Below are 14733 nucleotides of genomic sequence, written 5' to 3' on the forward strand. Positions count from 1 at the left end.
CATTAAATAATGATGTCATATACATTCGATCATCAAGTTAAATAATTTCGGTTGGGGAAGATTTTTGGCATGAAGTCTCACTTCGACCGACAAAGTTTCACCGACAAGGTTCTGATTAAGAAGTATTCGAAAGGGAATCTGCGGAAAGCAGGCAGGCAAATTATGTTTTAAATTACCTATCGCCTCCATAATCAGATAATGCTGAGGATGTTTCGTTATTTCTGGGTAGTTAAGCTCATCAAAAGTAGGAGCTGGTGGTGGGTCAAGTGAAAACGGATTGGGTCTGTATGGCTTTCGAAATACTTGATCGAAAAGGTAAAATCCTTGTATCTTAGGAATAACGATCTCTACGGAACAGTCTTCTAAAAATTCATTTCCTCTATTAGTAAATATCAAGCGGATTTTGTGGGCGCCTTTTGAATACAGATAGAAATGGTCATCTTCGAGGAAGTCGTTTTTTACACTCTTAAGATTTTCTTTCAGTGTTGCAATGCTGCGATCCTCATATGTATTTCCGCCAAAGCGCGGGATATCCCGGTCGAGACTATACTTAAGGATAGTCCCAGAAACCGAGTTGATTTCCGCCTGTTTTTTTTGCAAAACGCTTTCGATTCTTTCTTTCGCTTGCTGTGACGGCATTTGCAATTGACGATGAATTGAGATCTGTAACTTAGTCGAACCGCTTGTAAAAACACATTCGACTTCGCCGTTAAACCCTATCCGTGCGTATCGCTGCTCATATATCTCTTCAATATCTGCTCGTACTAACCTCGACTGGTGGCTCCCCTTTCGAATCCAGCCCTCCCCTTTACGCAATGAACCGAAATCTTTTTTCATTAAATAGGGTTTGCGGTTGGTTGCTGGAATTTTAAATATACCAAGTATTTTCCCTTCGTATAATTCAGGAAAATAGCTTACGTCTAAGCTTGGCTCAATATTCTCGTGAATTAGCTGTTCATAGGTTGATGAATCAATAAATGCACCATCTATACCTACTATTTCTTTGTGGCCGCCTGGTGAGAATTTTACTCCGCAAACAATTAACCTTTCTTCTTTGGTATTTGCGTTCGCCATCGCAATAATATCCTTGATCAGCGATTCGTGGGATGATCGGGGATACTGAATGAGTTTGAAGTCAAGGTAGGTAGATTCCTGCTCGTAGGCGATTATATCGTTTAGCTTCATAGAAGGGGTTATTTCACATTGATGAAATTAATCAATTTCTAATTATTATTCCCCTAGGAAGGCTATATCATAGCGATGACGTTGTTTTATCACGTCTTTTAAGAAGTTTTATACTTTCGGGTCTGATTCGGTGGAATAGTGGCGTTAACGAATGGGAAATGCCTTAAGCTTAGCAGGATAATTTTCCGCATGCAGATAACCCTTAAGCTATAAGCAAAGATTTCCAAATAAAATACCGTGATTTTACGGGTCTTTTATTACTGGGCAATAAATATCTTGTGTGGTCTCCATTTGGTTGACTATTAACTAATTCCAACCCAAACACTTATTGCATTATCCCTAACGCACTATTTATGTTTTCTCCTAAATTTACTAGGCTAACGCCTCTATCCCTACTACTGTTATTTATCCTTTTCTCCTCCTGTGTTAACCTGGCCAGACGCTTTAAGAGTCATAATAATTATTGGGTAAGTAAAGAGGATGTTAACAAGTATGTGGAAGTTAAAGCAGAGGCCTTTAATATCGCCGATCCTGCGAAGCCTTCGATACCTGCGAGAAATGTTTTTGACTTGTCCCCGGAAGCTCAGGCGGAATTTCTGAAAGTCTTGGGCAAAAAAACCGGCGATACAGCCCTCGCTCCTTTTCTGAATGCTATTCGAGGTAAACTTAGCGACAATGCGGAAGCCCCTAAAAAAATCCGTGTGTTTCCGTTGACTATTAACAAGTCCATAGTCTTTTCAGTAGACAGGAAATGGGTTTCCGAAGGCTACGATCCTGACCATCGGATCATCAACCGCACTGCAGACCGCTTGGCGAACCTTGAAATGACCGTAAGCCTGCCTGATGGAAAAAATTTCATATTTAACTCCTGGAATAATTTCGTGACTGACCGCGTGGCTGTCGATCTTGGCAAGGTAACTTCATCGCAGCAATGGTCCGCAACAGCCAATGTAAGCGGTACGATTACCGGAAAGCTCACCGAGGGCAACAAATTGTCTAATTCCTCAAATGTGGCCACCAAAACCGGCAAGGCAGATATCGGGCAACAGGAAAGCTCTGGAAGCAACACGGCAGGAGATGAAACGACTACGGGGAAAGAAAGATCCACTTCAATTGGCCCCAGCGCAAGCCTCAACTTTGTGGATAAATATGAAACAAGTATCAATCTGCTATTGTCACGTATAAAACTTTCAGGCACCTTATCTTCCCAGGCTATGACTTTGCGCCAGGAAGGCGCTTTTGATACGGACCTAAGCGGGAATACTTCAATAGCCGTAGAATATGCCTATCAAGGTGCATACGCAGCGCCAATCTATGTGTTGAAAATTGCCAAATATTATAACGAAGAGGTTGCTATCCCAACGGCAGACTTGAAAAAGAGCCGAATCATGTGGTTGTTTCCGAATTTTTCAGAAACTATAGAAGGAACAATTCAGTACAAGTATTTATACCGCTATGTAAGGAAAGGGTCGAAGAAACATCTTCCTGAAGCGAGGCAACGGGTTTATAATTTTTATGGGGAAGTCGGCTATGGCCAAAAGGATGATGATGGATATATAGCACCATTGAAAATTGCTTTGGTGAAGCCCGAAGACATGAAGCCTGCTACATATAGAATTTATAATGGCGCCAATCCTGCAGTACCCATCCAAGTGGACAATGCGATTGCAGAATTTGAAACAGCGCAGGAAGCCGCTGCCTTCCTCGAATACTTAAACTCCATTAGTAAAACAACTAACCTATTCACGAATATAACTGACCTGCCTGCTGACAATAATATTTCTCTCGCCAGAATAATTAAGCATCAACACTAAACTTTCAGACCACGTTCGCTCTTTGTTTTAAGCCTAAAATTGAATAATATCATTTAGACAAAAATGATTGGAAGGTTAAGTTTAATAGAACTGTTATAAATCAATTTGATCGGGTAATAAAGACGTCTCAGAAGGGTATGAATAAGCTTGGAAAAGAAATTACAAAAGCTTATTTCCTAAAATTGTAATTATGAAATACAATATCACAAATAAAATTGGAAACTCTTGCATAATTGAACTTGTTTCCCAAACGCAAGAAGAGGAAAAGCTTTTGCTTGATAAAGCGGAGCAATACACTTTCTATTTCCACTATCAGACTGCTTTAGAACAAAAGGTTCACCCTAACGCAACCTTCCTTACAATTATGGATGATCGGAATTATCCCAAAATAGTAACGATTAAATTTGAGATAGTTAAAGGTATTGGTGAATAAATTTCATCACAGTTATGATTCAAGGTCAGTGTAAATTATGCCTTCAACAGGCAAACCTTATTAGCAAATCGCACATTATACCATTTTCTTACATAAAGAAACTTAGGGATAAAGACAATAGATTTATTATTGCAAAAACAGAGAGCTGGGAAAATCCCAGCTGGAAGCAGAATTTCTTCTATGAATCTTCAATTCTATGTAAAAACTGTGATAACGAACTTATTTCCGGCTTTGAACGTGAGCTGGCTAATTTCGATAGAATTCTTCATGAAAGAGCTGCAAAAGGTTTTGATATAGGATCGCATATAGTCCGGCCTCCAACTCATAAACTTGTATCGGATTATCCTAAATTAAAACTTGCGATTCTATCTATTGTTTGGCGTGCTCATGTATCACAAAATCCTTTTTTTAAGGGTATTGATATAGGATCGCATGCAGAAAAAATTAGAAATTATTTATTATCAAAATCTCCTGGTGTGGATATTGATATACGTATCTCTGCATTTGGGTTGTTAGCTCAGTTCAATAAAATCATTGGAATAATCACTCAGCCAGTAATGGCCCATGGTGATGGACTTAATTATGTTGTATTGATATTGAACGGAATTGTATTTAATGTGGAGCTGGAATTTAATAAATACAATAAAGTTTTCAATCAGTCCTTACTGGCTAATGGTGAGATTACTGTAATTTTTATGCCCCCGGATATGACATTTCCTTATTTAAATACCTTTTACAAAACAGACAAATTCACACAAGGTTAATAGTTCAGAATGGCTTCTATAGAACCTTCGACAGTCTATTTACCCCAATAAGAAAGCCTTCCTGTAAATTCGTTCTTAAAAAAAACGCAACAAATGCCCATCGATTACCAATTCTGCAAAAACAATGAGGAATTATATAATAATGTGCTTCGGTTTTATGCAGCTACGGATTTACAGCGAAATGTCTTAGGGAATCCACCTGTGTATTTTGTTCATGTACGCCTGGGTAATAAAGATTTATTCAGCCTTTCTAAATTTACAGCTTTTCAAAACATGACTGTGGAAGGTTATGTCTTGGGAGATCGAGGAAAAGCAGACGGAGGGAAAACTCAGCGACACATCAGTTGGATAACGCAAAAAAAGTGGTGCCCTTTTGATAAGATTAGTGACTCTTTGAAAATTTCGTTTATTAATTGGATTCATGCCATCTTTCCAAAATACAATATTTACAACGCCAGATTTATTACTATTGAAAAGGAAAATAAATGGATAGGGCTTAAAAAAATCAAAAAATCGATGTCTCCCGAACAGTTAAGAGACAAATTACGTTTGCAAATTAAAATGGGAGAAGTAGGTGAAAGAATTGTGTATTTCTATGAAGTTGAAAGATTAGCAAAATTAGGGGCAAAGGATTCGGCGAAGAACATTGACCATGTTGCGTTATACAACACCTCTGCGGGTTATGATATCGTTTCAGCTTATTTACAGGATAAACGCTGTATTGAAGTGAAAGCCTCATTTTCCGCAACTTCCTCATTTTATTTAACCGCAAATGAGTATGAAACCCTTGCAGACTTGGGAAAGGAAGCCTATCTCTACAGGGTAATTATCTATGGTCTGGAGAAGGGAACAGGAAAGGTTCTACAAATAGTTCAAGACCCCATTCGAACCCTTGAAGGGAAAGTTGAAATAAAGCGAGTACTGTATAAAGTCAGCTTACAGTAGCATTGCTGTCTGCTAAGAAAGAAATGCTAATACACAAATCATTCATTTATTTCTATGCTTTTTTGCGGCGATAATCGCCGCAATATCCACTTCAAATAAACTCCGATTTTTAGTCTTAGTTTACAATATATACTTTTTGCGGCAAATTTCGCCGCAAACTCGTACTTTTGTAAAGTGAAAGGCAATACTCACTATAGGAATCTTACAAGAACGATTATACCGGAAGGAATACTGGTACCTCGTTCCCTGTTAATGAAGGGGTTATATAACCGTCACATTTTGGATAACCTGGTCAAAAGCGGGCAGTTGGAAGTTGTTGCCAAAGGCGTCTATGGCAAACCACCTGTGGAACTTACCTGGGAGAGCGTAATATGCTCGCTACAAACCAAATTCGAAATAGATGTTATTGTCGGAGGTCTTACTGCACTTGACTTACAAGGGTATGGGCATTATATGTCATTTATGCGGCCGATTCAGATAGAACTATATGCAAGTCAGGCGCCTCCTAAATGGTTAGATGACCTGATCGATGGGGTGAGCTTTATATTTTACTCGCACCAAATGCTACTGGGAAGGAGAAACAACGCCGTTAAATCAGCAGACCTCATGCAGCATACGATAATGCGACAATGGAGGGAAAACAGACCTTCTCTGATCGTAGCGAGCACTGAACTTGCATTGTTACAAGTGCTGGCGCAGGTTCCGAATACTGTTACCGTTGATCATGCAAATTTACTTATGCAAAGTATGACGAGTCTGTCACCAGAACGATTGCAACAATTATTGGAGCAATGTCAGAATGTTAAGGTGCGCCGGTTATTCTTTTTTTTAGCCGACCGGCACAATTGGCCCTGGGTTAAAAAATTAAACCGCGCAGCCATATCTTTGGGTATAGGCAACCGGGTGATCGAAAAAGGTGGAAGGCTTGATAAACAATATATGATTACCGTGCCCAGAGATTTATGAGAGATACAATATATTATAGACAAGTGCAGTTGTTGATTCAGGTGCTTCCGTTAATTGCAACAGAAAAAATATTCGCTTTAAAAGGAGGTACAGCAATCAACCTGTTTGTCCGTGATATGCCCAGGCTTTCGGTCGATATTGATCTGGTGTATCTGCCAAAAGACGGGCGCGATGTAGCATTAACAAACATCCGCACAGCGCTTAGCCGTATTAGCGATTTAATCACTAAATCCATTGCAGGCAGTCAGGTACAGAAAACGCATGAACAAAGCGAAGCCCTACGACTCATTGTACAACGCGCTGACGTACGAATAAAGATTGAAATGTCCCCTGTCATTCGTGGAACGGTGCTTGAACCCGAAACAAGAGCTGTATCCAAATCAGTAGAAAGTGAATTTGGATTTACCGAAATGCCCATAGTTTCGCTGCCCGATCTCTATGCCGGTAAAATTTGCGCCGCTCTTGATCGGCAACACCCACGTGACCTGTTTGATGTACGTCTGTTATTAGACAATGAAGGATTTGGCGATCAGTTCCGCAAGACCTGCCTGGTGTATATAATTTCTCATCAGCGACCAATCGCTGAATTATTGCGGCCGAACAGAAAAGACATCAAAAAGGTGTATGAAAGCGAGTTCGTAAGAATGACACAGGTTGACATACCTGTAAGCGTACTAGAAAATACAAGGGAGGAACTGATTACTCGTCTAAATGAAACCCTGACACGAGAAGAGAAACAATTTCTTCTTTCGTTCAAATCGAAAACGCCAAATTGGTTTTTACTTGGTTTGCCTGGTGAAGACCAAATAGCTAATCTACCCTCTGTAAAATGGAAACAATTCAATCTGCAAAAAATGCCCCTTGAAAAGCATAAGCAGGCCTTGGAGAGACTGCAGCAAATATTACACATTTCGCTTATGTAAATGTTGATTATTTGAAATGAGTTTTAATTCGTAGACGTTATTGAATAACCTGCATAACTAACGAAACTGCAGAGATGACTAAAGCTATAATTGAAATGATAAGCGATACACGATACTGTTTATTTTCCTTTCGCTGATTTCTATGTTTATCGCCCTCACTTTCCGGGAATGCAGCATAACCATCAAACAAACTTTCAGCCATTTTTAAATTTCTACTAAGCTAATAAATTCTTGGTTTTGCTATAAGTTTTGCTGGCAGGATTTGATGCTCTATTATAATCAATTATTGTAAAAAAATAGTCGTTTTTAATCTAATCTAACATAATTAATTGTACCTTTATTGCTGAGCGTCAACCACTTTGATGCACGAAAAATGAAATTGAGATGTGTTGCACTTTGTGTGGCACTTGGTTTATAAGACATTGGAAATCAGACAAGGTTCATGCCCAGGTCGGGCAACAAAGAAACTCCGAAGCACATGCTTCGGGGTTTTGTTTTTATAACTAAGGTAAGTTGACCTTCGTCAAGGTGAAGCTCTTCGTAAGGAGGTATGCCAGTAAGGCCACATAACTCATCTAAACGTTGCACTTCTCAGCTCCTCGAACAGCCTGTGCATCATCCTGTACTGTCTACGACGACACCCTCATCTCTTTCTAACTCCCTATCTTTACTATAATACCAAACCATGAAATATCTCATTCTTATTACCCTGACCGTTAGCCTGTCTCTCACCGCTGCCGCCCAACAACTTACTCTCATCTACGATAGCATCATGAATGCCCACATGCGTAGTGGTCTGGCCGGTAAAGAGTTTATACCCAAAGGCCGTCATGACAAGCAAGAACGGCGCCAGGGCAAATGGAAAGACTATGAGACGATCCACGACGGCTCCTATCAGGTAAGCAAAGGCAGTCCGTTGAAAACGATGGGCATATACCTGTTTTATGGAGAAGGTGAATTCACTGATGACAAACGCACGGGCGATTGGCGGATCTATGTGATCGAGGACAAATCCTTTCGTAAGATCCTTTCTCAGACCCTTACCTACCAGGCCGGCGTACCGAATGGCCCTTTCAAGTACTATTATCCGGATGGCAAGACCGCCCAGGAAGGCACTTACCAGGAAGGGGAAATTGATGGTTCGTCTCAATTGCTTTACCCGGATGGAAAGGTTTTTGGTAAGCAAACCTTCGTAGCAGGTCAAAAGCAGGGTCGACAGGAGTACTTCTATCCCAGCGGTAAATTGAGCTTCATCATTGAATACGACAAAGGTCTGAGGCAGGGCGCCTATGAATCATACTACCCGGACGGAAAGATGCAGGAGGTTTTCCGCAATGAGGCAGATAGCATCGATGGCGTATACCGGTACTACTACCCTTCCGGACAATTGTGGACCGAAACGGTATACAAGCGGGGAAAGACGATGAATATTATTGGTAGTTATGATAAAAATGGCAAGGAAAGAGACAAGGGAACATTGAAGGATGGTAACGGCTATATCAATTACTACACCGAAGAAGGAAAGCTCTATACAGTGATAACCTTCAAAGATGGCGTGAAGATTAAGGAAGAAGATAGATAACCATTTTTGTTTTTAGCTCATCATGATCGAGTAAGCGTAATAATGTTACACTAACGGCAACATACATATTTTAGCTATATTTACGAAAACCTGCTGCCATGCCTAAAGTAAAAAAGAGAGTCTTCATCTCTGCCAAAGGCGACTTCAACAAGATTGCCATTGCCATCGAAGCACAAGGCATCCCGGTCGCCAAAGTAGGGCAAAATCATATGGGCGACCGTATCATCGAGTTTGAGGATACTACCGTTAATATCCGCCTTATTATTAAAGGAAACAAAGGTGGTGACTATAAATTAAAATTGACGGCCAATGATGTTACGAAAATTATTACCGGTACGTTAAGCGTCGACGGCATTAACCACATCAGTAAAAATTACGCGCTCAGTGACTTCGGCCTTAGCTTACACTCATAACCGAGTCACACCTAATCCCGGCTCACCATTAATCGACATATACCCATCTTTCACCGTAAAGCCTCCACTCACGATATCACGGGCAAGATCAAAGCTGCCATCGAGATCAAGATAGCGGGTAGCAGCAGAAGCATACGCAGCATGCAACGCTGCGCTGATGCTGATAATACTTTCATCATTACAGCCCCACATCAGCTCGAGGCCGGCGTTTTGGGCAATGGTAGCGATCTCCAGCGCAGGCTGAATACCACCACACTTCATAAGCTTGATATTGAAAATGCCGCAAGCTCCCGGATGATCGGCCAGGTGAAACGCATCGGCAGGATTAACAAGCGATTCATCGGCAGCCACCAGCTTTTTAATGTAAGAGGGTAGTTGTTTCATAGCCTCTATAGCATCAGCCTTCAGCGGTTGCTCTATCAGCTCCAGGTGAAGCGGCACCGTTCTTTCATAAAAGCTGATCAGTTCCTCCGCAGTATATCCCTGGTTGGCATCTATGCGAATAACAATATTGTTGCCATGTGCTTCACGCAGTTTCACCAGCCGCTCGATGTCTTCTTCGGGTGATTGGCCCAGCTTTACTTTCAATATGCGAAAGCCACGCTCTACATATTCTTTTGCTTCAACCAGCGTCTCCCCCACCGGCTTGATGCCGATGGTAATAGAAGTCGGCAGTTTGTTGATCACCTGACCAAGGAAACCCGCCAGCGGCACACCCAGCCATTGCGTAAACGCATCATGCAAAGCAATATCCAATGCAGCCCGGGCACCTGCTTCTTTACTGAACAACTGATGTACGTATTGCAACAGTGAATAGAACGCACGGATATCTTTTCCTTTCAACTGGTCAAGGTCCGCCAATTGTAAAGCGCGCAAAGTAGCCGTGGTATCACTGCCCACTACATATTTACTGGGATTGGCAGTGCCCAACCCTACTATACCATTCTCCAATTCCACTTTCACTACCACATTCTCAACATGCGTCACCGTTTTATAAGCGATCGTATAAGGCCTGGTCAATTGTAGATCCTCGCAGCTGGCAACAACAGATCTGATCTTCATGAATGAGTCGTTTAAATAATGGTACGTATTACGGGTATCAATTTATCTACTCCTTCCTGTATCGGAAGCGCCACAGGAAGCCCCAATTGTTGTTCATACTGATCGCGGAAGCGGTATGCTTCTTCATTGGTACATTCCCTGGTATTGATGGCCAGACCAATCACGTCACTGCCATACGCTTTTATCAGCGCGATCTCACTTTCTACAGAAGGCCGTACGCCCCAGGTGGGTCTGTCACTGAAGTATTGTCCTTTCGGATTAAACACGAGCACTGTTTTACGGGCATTGCCCGATACGAGGTATTCTGATCCACAAGGACCTGATGGATTACGCAGTCCTGATTGTCCCTCGATAAAGATGACCTGCGGATTGGTTTCCTTGTAGCAAGTGTAGATATGATGCTCCAGTTCGCCCGATACAAAATCGTTCACGGTAGTATCCAGTACAAATCCGTACTTACCATCCTGCATCCAACCTGTTTGACCGGTAAATATCATTTGCGCCTGTATGTTATTATCCCGGCAACTATCCCGCAGCATACGCGTAGTAGTGCGCTTGCCCAGGTTTGTTTCTATGCCCAACACCGCTACGATGGGGCAGGTTACTTCAAAAATGCAGCCTGTCCAGAAATGCAGTTCACTCCTGTCTTTAGGTTTCCGGATATCTGTAATGGTAGCGCCGTGAATGCTGGCCAGGGAAGCCAGCTCAGGCATGTCCGAAATAAAATCGTGCAGACCATTGATGATAGAGATCTTGTTGCTGAGACTAATTTCAAGTCCTTTATAAAGAGCGGGGGGTAGCTTACCACCTTTGGGAGCAATACCAACGATGCTGTATTGAATGGGTTCAGCACTTTGTGCAATCGCTTCTTCCACCGTAGCCCACACCGGAATATTTCTTTTGCGTCCGTCGATCACTTCACCCGCATCTTTGCCGGCATGCAAAGGATCGATAATACCTGCAATAGTAAACCTGTCCGAACCACGTATCAAACCATGCGCGGTTTTGGCAGCCGGTTCGGCCAGCATACCATCTGTCAATACAATTGCATTACTCTTCATACTGTAACTTATATAGCGGTAAAAAAGGCAAATATTAAGCATTGCCGGCAGTAAAAGTGAAGCTGAGCGTGTATTTGTTTGAAAAAACAGTCCCGGTTGCAGGTTACAAATGGAGGCCACCCAACAGCAGATGTTTACCAGACGGAAGCCTGCAAAAACCTGCATAACAAACAGTTGTTGACCACCCGGCCTACCGTTCACATATTTATAACTTTTACTGGAAAATAATTCTGCTACTTTTGTTCCGTCCAATACAACGATTGCGTCTAATCCTGTGTCAAAGCAATACGACTGTTACTCCTGTCCAACCACCCTCCGGACAGATTAACGATTGAATCAAGAATGAATACACCCTCCATTTAAGATTCTCCAATTATTTATTGTTGCCGCAAGGCATAAGTATCGACCATGAATAAGCAACCATCCATGTATCACCTCACAGCAGGTTACCCTGCCGCATGCCTCACCGGCAGCAAATCGTGGGCTCATAGCTCATGCAACAGGGTTAACCTGCTGCCTGCTTTCCCGGGCGCATTGATCCTGTTATTTTCCGCCTTGCTTGCCCTCTCCTTTTCCTCGGGATTCAGTCCGGCCGTCGAAAACATGGCTATTGAAAAGAAAACAACGACTGCTGCTGCACAGCACAACAGTTGTACACCCAGGAAATTTTCTTTTGAATACTCCGGTATCATCCACTTTAAAATAGTCGTTGAGCGAATACCTGATGAAGGGCTGCAGCTTTCAATAGATATGGATTTTACTACTACGCCAAAATCATAATCAGCATTATAACATGTACAAGACGAAAGGAAGATCACGTAATGAACGGACCCTATTATGGACATTATTAGCAGTATTAATGATCCTGCAAGCCTGTGGAAAAGACCACGACAAGCCACGCGATGACAACAACAATCCGCCGGGCAACACCAGCCCGGAGATCACTTCCATTACACCAGCCCACGGAACTCCCGGCACCATCATCACCATACAGGGAAAGAACTTTGGTGCAGGTATTTTACAAAACAGGGTAACGTTTGCAGGGTCAGCCATCGAGGCAGAGTTAACAGCCGCCAACGCTACTGAGATCAAAGCCAAAGTACCGGCAACTGCTGTTACAGGAAAGATCATTGTGAAAGTGGGCAACAAATCGGATACTTCAGCTACTGATTTTATAGTAGATCCCGAAGTAACAGCCATCACTGACTTTGCACCCAAACAAGGGCCCTTAGGCACCACCGTTACCATCACCGGAAAGAAGTTTGGCAACAATATAACTGTAAAGCTCAATGGCGTAGAAGCCCAGGTATCGCAACGCAGCGCCACACAGATCGTGTTTACAATCCCCGTCAATACTTCGCTCACTGCACATAAGATTGTAGTCAACTCCGATGCGGATGTATTGGAAACAACCGACGTCTTTACAGTAGAGGCATCAGGCCCCTATGCACGCTGGGAATCCAAAAATGTAGTATTGTTTGGCAACGGTGGCAACGCCTTCCCCTTTGGAACATCATTCGTATACAAGAACAAAATATACTGGGGCTTCAACAACATTGTAGCTGGTGAAAGCGAATCACTATACGCCATATATGATCCTGCACAACCAGCTGAAGGATGGCAGGTACAAAATCCTGTTCCGCAGGAGATGGTACCCGCTAAGGTGATACGCGTAGCAGCCATCGTTCACAATGACCGCGTATTTATGGGTACCGGCTTTGCCAACGCAGGCCGCAAGCAATGGTATGAATTTCATCCTGAAACCAATACCGCTACCCGGCTTACCGATTACCCACATGAGGTAGCAGGTGCTGTGACATTCACCCTGAACAATAAAATATTTGTAGGATATGGCGGCGACAATAAAAACCTCTACCAGTTCAACCCCACTGCCAATAACAACCTCGGCAGTTGGACACTCGCTGCGGGCAATGCACCTTTCAGTGAATTGAATACCGGCAGTGCAGTTGTATTGAACAATGAAGCTTTTATGGGCAGGGCATTACCGGCCATGTTGCAACAACGCACAGCGATATATAAATATACAGAAGCAGGTGGTGTCACCAGGGTTACCGATATTCCTGAAGATGTTCAATCACTCACCAATCCTTCCTTTACCATTGGCAGTAAAGCTTATTTCGTAACAGATAAAAATGTGTGGGAATATTTGCCCGATGGCAACGGTGGCACATGGAGACCCGTGATCAGGCAAGCCGGTTCGCCTTCCATTCAATACGTGGCCGTGCTTACCATTAATGGAGCGAAAGCTATTTATGGCTGGACGACTTCCGGCCGGTTATACGAGTTCAAATTTTAATCAGGGACGGATCATAACAGGCTGCTTCCACTTTGGGAGCAGCCTTCTTATTTTCGCATTCTCACTCACAACTCACCACTGACAACTCACTTATTATTTTCCGGAAATTGTTTTTCCAATACAGGCAACAAACCAGCAGCAAGCAAGGAGGCTACTTTCTCAGCGCCGGCATTGGTGAAATGTGAAGCGTCATAAAAATACACACTGCTCTTGGGCAACAGGTGGGCAAGGTCTATCACCGGTATTTGCTTTTCCCGCCCGAGGTTGCGCACCACCTCGTTGTATTCTTCCAATATGCGCCATATCAGTTTACCATTCAATCCGGGTTCTACCTCAAACAATTCAAGGTCTGCACCCGTCAGAGAATCTTTGTCTGCACCAAATTGATTGGGTTGGGTTACAAACACCGGCAACATGTGGTTAGCTATGCAGGTATCAGCCAGTTGCAGCAACCTATTTCTATAAGCCGTCAGAAATGGTTTTTGATCAGCTATTCGTTTGTTGATCACTGAATCCGGAAGCTGCAACAATTTATCATTATTCAACACTATCATATCATGTGTAGTATTGTTAAACTTTTGCGCACGCCAGCCCCGCGACAGGTTCAATAAAAGATTCAGCACCTCACTGTTTTCAAAAATATAATGTTTAAAGTCAGACCATGCTCCCCTTGTGCTTAGGTTGTCATGAAAGGAGGGACTGGCAGTTTCCACATCGTTGATACCTGTCAGAAACAATACTACCGATGGATGCAGTTTCTTAACGTGATCGTTGAGCATGATGAGATGGCCATAGGTGGAGTGACCATCCATTCCCGCATTGTTGAGCCATACATTGTTGAGCGAGTCGCCCAGCTTTTGCCCCAGCAGGTAAGGCCAGGTATATTGATCGTTGAGAAAATGACATTCCGTTGTACTACCTCCTACTGTAATGATGCTCAGGTATTTTTTTCCATCTACCGGCCATTCAGGCCCCCGGAATCCCAGCCCGTTCCTGGTGTTGACAATCACTGAATCCAGCTTGGGATTGATCGAATTGGTGATGGTTTGGTGTTGATTGACCGGGAGTATGATCTTATCTCCCTTCAGCCGTAAATGGAAAGGATTGTAGATGCGCAGTATGATTTCCAGGGCAATAAATACGATCACGAAAAGATAAATGCAGTAGAGTGCTATTTTCACAGGCTTTCGGGAACGCCATTTTTTACCCTTCATGCATACAGGTTTGTACAAAACTATCGTTTATTTCGGGGGAAAATGCCGTAAAAG

The 14733-nt window shown here is 42.7% G+C and carries 14 protein-coding genes; 10 read left to right on the forward strand and 4 right to left on the reverse strand.

Annotation, left to right across the window (positions count from 1 at the left end):
* Positions 1–15: 15 nt before the first annotated feature.
* Positions 16–1185, reverse strand: a complete 1170-nt coding sequence (locus AC5JBY_RS25810; RefSeq protein WP_495907553.1) for an AlbA family DNA-binding domain-containing protein — start codon at positions 1183–1185, stop codon at positions 16–18.
* Between the two features lie 494 nt (positions 1186–1679).
* Here AC5JBY_RS25810 and AC5JBY_RS25815 point away from each other — a divergent pair, with 494 nt between their 5' ends.
* From AC5JBY_RS25815 to AC5JBY_RS25850, 8 genes are all read left to right on the forward strand, one after another.
* Positions 1680–2999 (forward strand): hypothetical protein, encoded by a 1320-nt coding sequence (locus AC5JBY_RS25815; RefSeq protein ID WP_495907554.1) that lies wholly within the window; start codon positions 1680–1682, stop codon positions 2997–2999.
* A 190-nt stretch (positions 3000–3189) separates the two neighbouring features.
* The gene (locus AC5JBY_RS25820; protein WP_495907555.1) at positions 3190–3432 is read left to right on the forward strand and encodes a hypothetical protein; all 243 of its coding nucleotides are present in this window, start codon (positions 3190–3192) and stop codon (positions 3430–3432) included.
* 14 nt (positions 3433–3446) lie between these two features.
* Positions 3447–4196, forward strand: coding sequence for a hypothetical protein (locus AC5JBY_RS25825; protein ID WP_495907556.1), 750 nt, complete (start codon positions 3447–3449; stop codon positions 4194–4196).
* A 93-nt stretch (positions 4197–4289) separates the two neighbouring features.
* Positions 4290–5141 (forward strand): protein NO VEIN domain-containing protein, encoded by an 852-nt coding sequence (locus AC5JBY_RS25830; RefSeq protein WP_495907557.1) that lies wholly within the window; start codon positions 4290–4292, stop codon positions 5139–5141.
* A gap of 174 nt (positions 5142–5315) precedes the next feature.
* Positions 5316–6107, forward strand: coding sequence for a type IV toxin-antitoxin system AbiEi family antitoxin domain-containing protein (locus AC5JBY_RS25835; RefSeq protein ID WP_495907558.1), 792 nt, complete (start codon positions 5316–5318; stop codon positions 6105–6107).
* On the forward strand, positions 6104–7030 hold the full coding sequence (locus tag AC5JBY_RS25840) for a nucleotidyl transferase AbiEii/AbiGii toxin family protein (protein WP_495907559.1): 927 nt from the start codon (positions 6104–6106) through the stop codon (positions 7028–7030). The genes AC5JBY_RS25835 and AC5JBY_RS25840 overlap by 4 nt, the downstream gene beginning before the upstream one ends.
* 685 nt (positions 7031–7715) lie before the next feature.
* Positions 7716–8612, forward strand: a complete 897-nt coding sequence (locus AC5JBY_RS25845; protein WP_495907560.1) for a toxin-antitoxin system YwqK family antitoxin — start codon at positions 7716–7718, stop codon at positions 8610–8612.
* A 98-nt stretch (positions 8613–8710) separates the two neighbouring features.
* A complete protein-coding gene (locus tag AC5JBY_RS25850; RefSeq protein WP_495907561.1) occupies positions 8711–9025 on the forward strand; it encodes a hypothetical protein in 315 nt (104 codons plus the stop codon).
* On the opposite strand, the gene AC5JBY_RS25855 is transcribed toward AC5JBY_RS25850, so the two are convergent.
* Both AC5JBY_RS25855 and AC5JBY_RS25860 read right to left on the reverse strand, forming a co-directional pair.
* On the reverse strand, positions 9020–10087 hold the full coding sequence (locus tag AC5JBY_RS25855; RefSeq protein WP_495907562.1) for a mandelate racemase/muconate lactonizing enzyme family protein: 1068 nt from the start codon (positions 10085–10087) through the stop codon (positions 9020–9022). The genes AC5JBY_RS25850 and AC5JBY_RS25855 overlap by 6 nt on opposite strands.
* An 11-nt stretch (positions 10088–10098) precedes the next feature.
* A complete protein-coding gene (locus AC5JBY_RS25860; protein WP_495907563.1) occupies positions 10099–11148 on the reverse strand; it encodes an N-acetyltransferase DgcN family protein in 1050 nt (349 codons plus the stop codon).
* Positions 11149–11556: 408 nt separating this feature from the next.
* Between AC5JBY_RS25860 and AC5JBY_RS25865 the strand changes: the two genes are divergently transcribed.
* On the forward strand, positions 11557–11928 hold the full coding sequence (locus AC5JBY_RS25865; protein ID WP_495907564.1) for a hypothetical protein: 372 nt from the start codon (positions 11557–11559) through the stop codon (positions 11926–11928).
* 13 nt (positions 11929–11941) lie between these two features.
* Positions 11942–13465, forward strand: coding sequence for an IPT/TIG domain-containing protein (locus AC5JBY_RS25870; RefSeq protein ID WP_495907565.1), 1524 nt, complete (start codon positions 11942–11944; stop codon positions 13463–13465).
* Positions 13466–13551: 86 nt separating this feature from the next.
* Here the strand turns inward: AC5JBY_RS25870 and AC5JBY_RS25875 are convergent, their stop codons facing one another.
* Entirely contained in the window at positions 13552–14679 is a 1128-nt protein-coding gene (locus AC5JBY_RS25875; protein ID WP_495907566.1) for an SGNH/GDSL hydrolase family protein, read from the reverse strand.
* Positions 14680–14733: the final 54 nt, after the last annotated feature.

It is taken from the genome of Paraflavitalea sp. (genome assembly GCF_059502485.1).

Excerpts from the sequence above, each read along its gene's own strand:
- AC5JBY_RS25810 (WP_495907553.1), bottom strand. The coding sequence starts at position 1,185 with ATGAAGCTAAACGATATAATCGCCTACGAGCAGGAATCTACCTACCTT.
- AC5JBY_RS25820 (WP_495907555.1), top strand. The coding sequence starts at position 3,190 with ATGAAATACAATATCACAAATAAAATTGGAAACTCTTGCATAATTGAA.
- AC5JBY_RS25825 (WP_495907556.1), top strand. The coding sequence starts at position 3,447 with ATGATTCAAGGTCAGTGTAAATTATGCCTTCAACAGGCAAACCTTATT.
- AC5JBY_RS25830 (WP_495907557.1), top strand. The coding sequence starts at position 4,290 with ATGCCCATCGATTACCAATTCTGCAAAAACAATGAGGAATTATATAAT.
- AC5JBY_RS25840 (WP_495907559.1), top strand. The coding sequence starts at position 6,104 with ATGAGAGATACAATATATTATAGACAAGTGCAGTTGTTGATTCAGGTG.
- AC5JBY_RS25845 (WP_495907560.1), top strand. The coding sequence starts at position 7,716 with ATGAAATATCTCATTCTTATTACCCTGACCGTTAGCCTGTCTCTCACC.
- AC5JBY_RS25850 (WP_495907561.1), top strand. The coding sequence starts at position 8,711 with ATGCCTAAAGTAAAAAAGAGAGTCTTCATCTCTGCCAAAGGCGACTTC.
- AC5JBY_RS25855 (WP_495907562.1), bottom strand. The coding sequence starts at position 10,087 with ATGAAGATCAGATCTGTTGTTGCCAGCTGCGAGGATCTACAATTGACC.
- AC5JBY_RS25860 (WP_495907563.1), bottom strand. The coding sequence starts at position 11,148 with ATGAAGAGTAATGCAATTGTATTGACAGATGGTATGCTGGCCGAACCG.
- AC5JBY_RS25865 (WP_495907564.1), top strand. The coding sequence starts at position 11,557 with ATGAATAAGCAACCATCCATGTATCACCTCACAGCAGGTTACCCTGCC.
- AC5JBY_RS25870 (WP_495907565.1), top strand. The coding sequence starts at position 11,942 with ATGTACAAGACGAAAGGAAGATCACGTAATGAACGGACCCTATTATGG.
- AC5JBY_RS25875 (WP_495907566.1), bottom strand. The coding sequence starts at position 14,679 with ATGAAGGGTAAAAAATGGCGTTCCCGAAAGCCTGTGAAAATAGCACTC.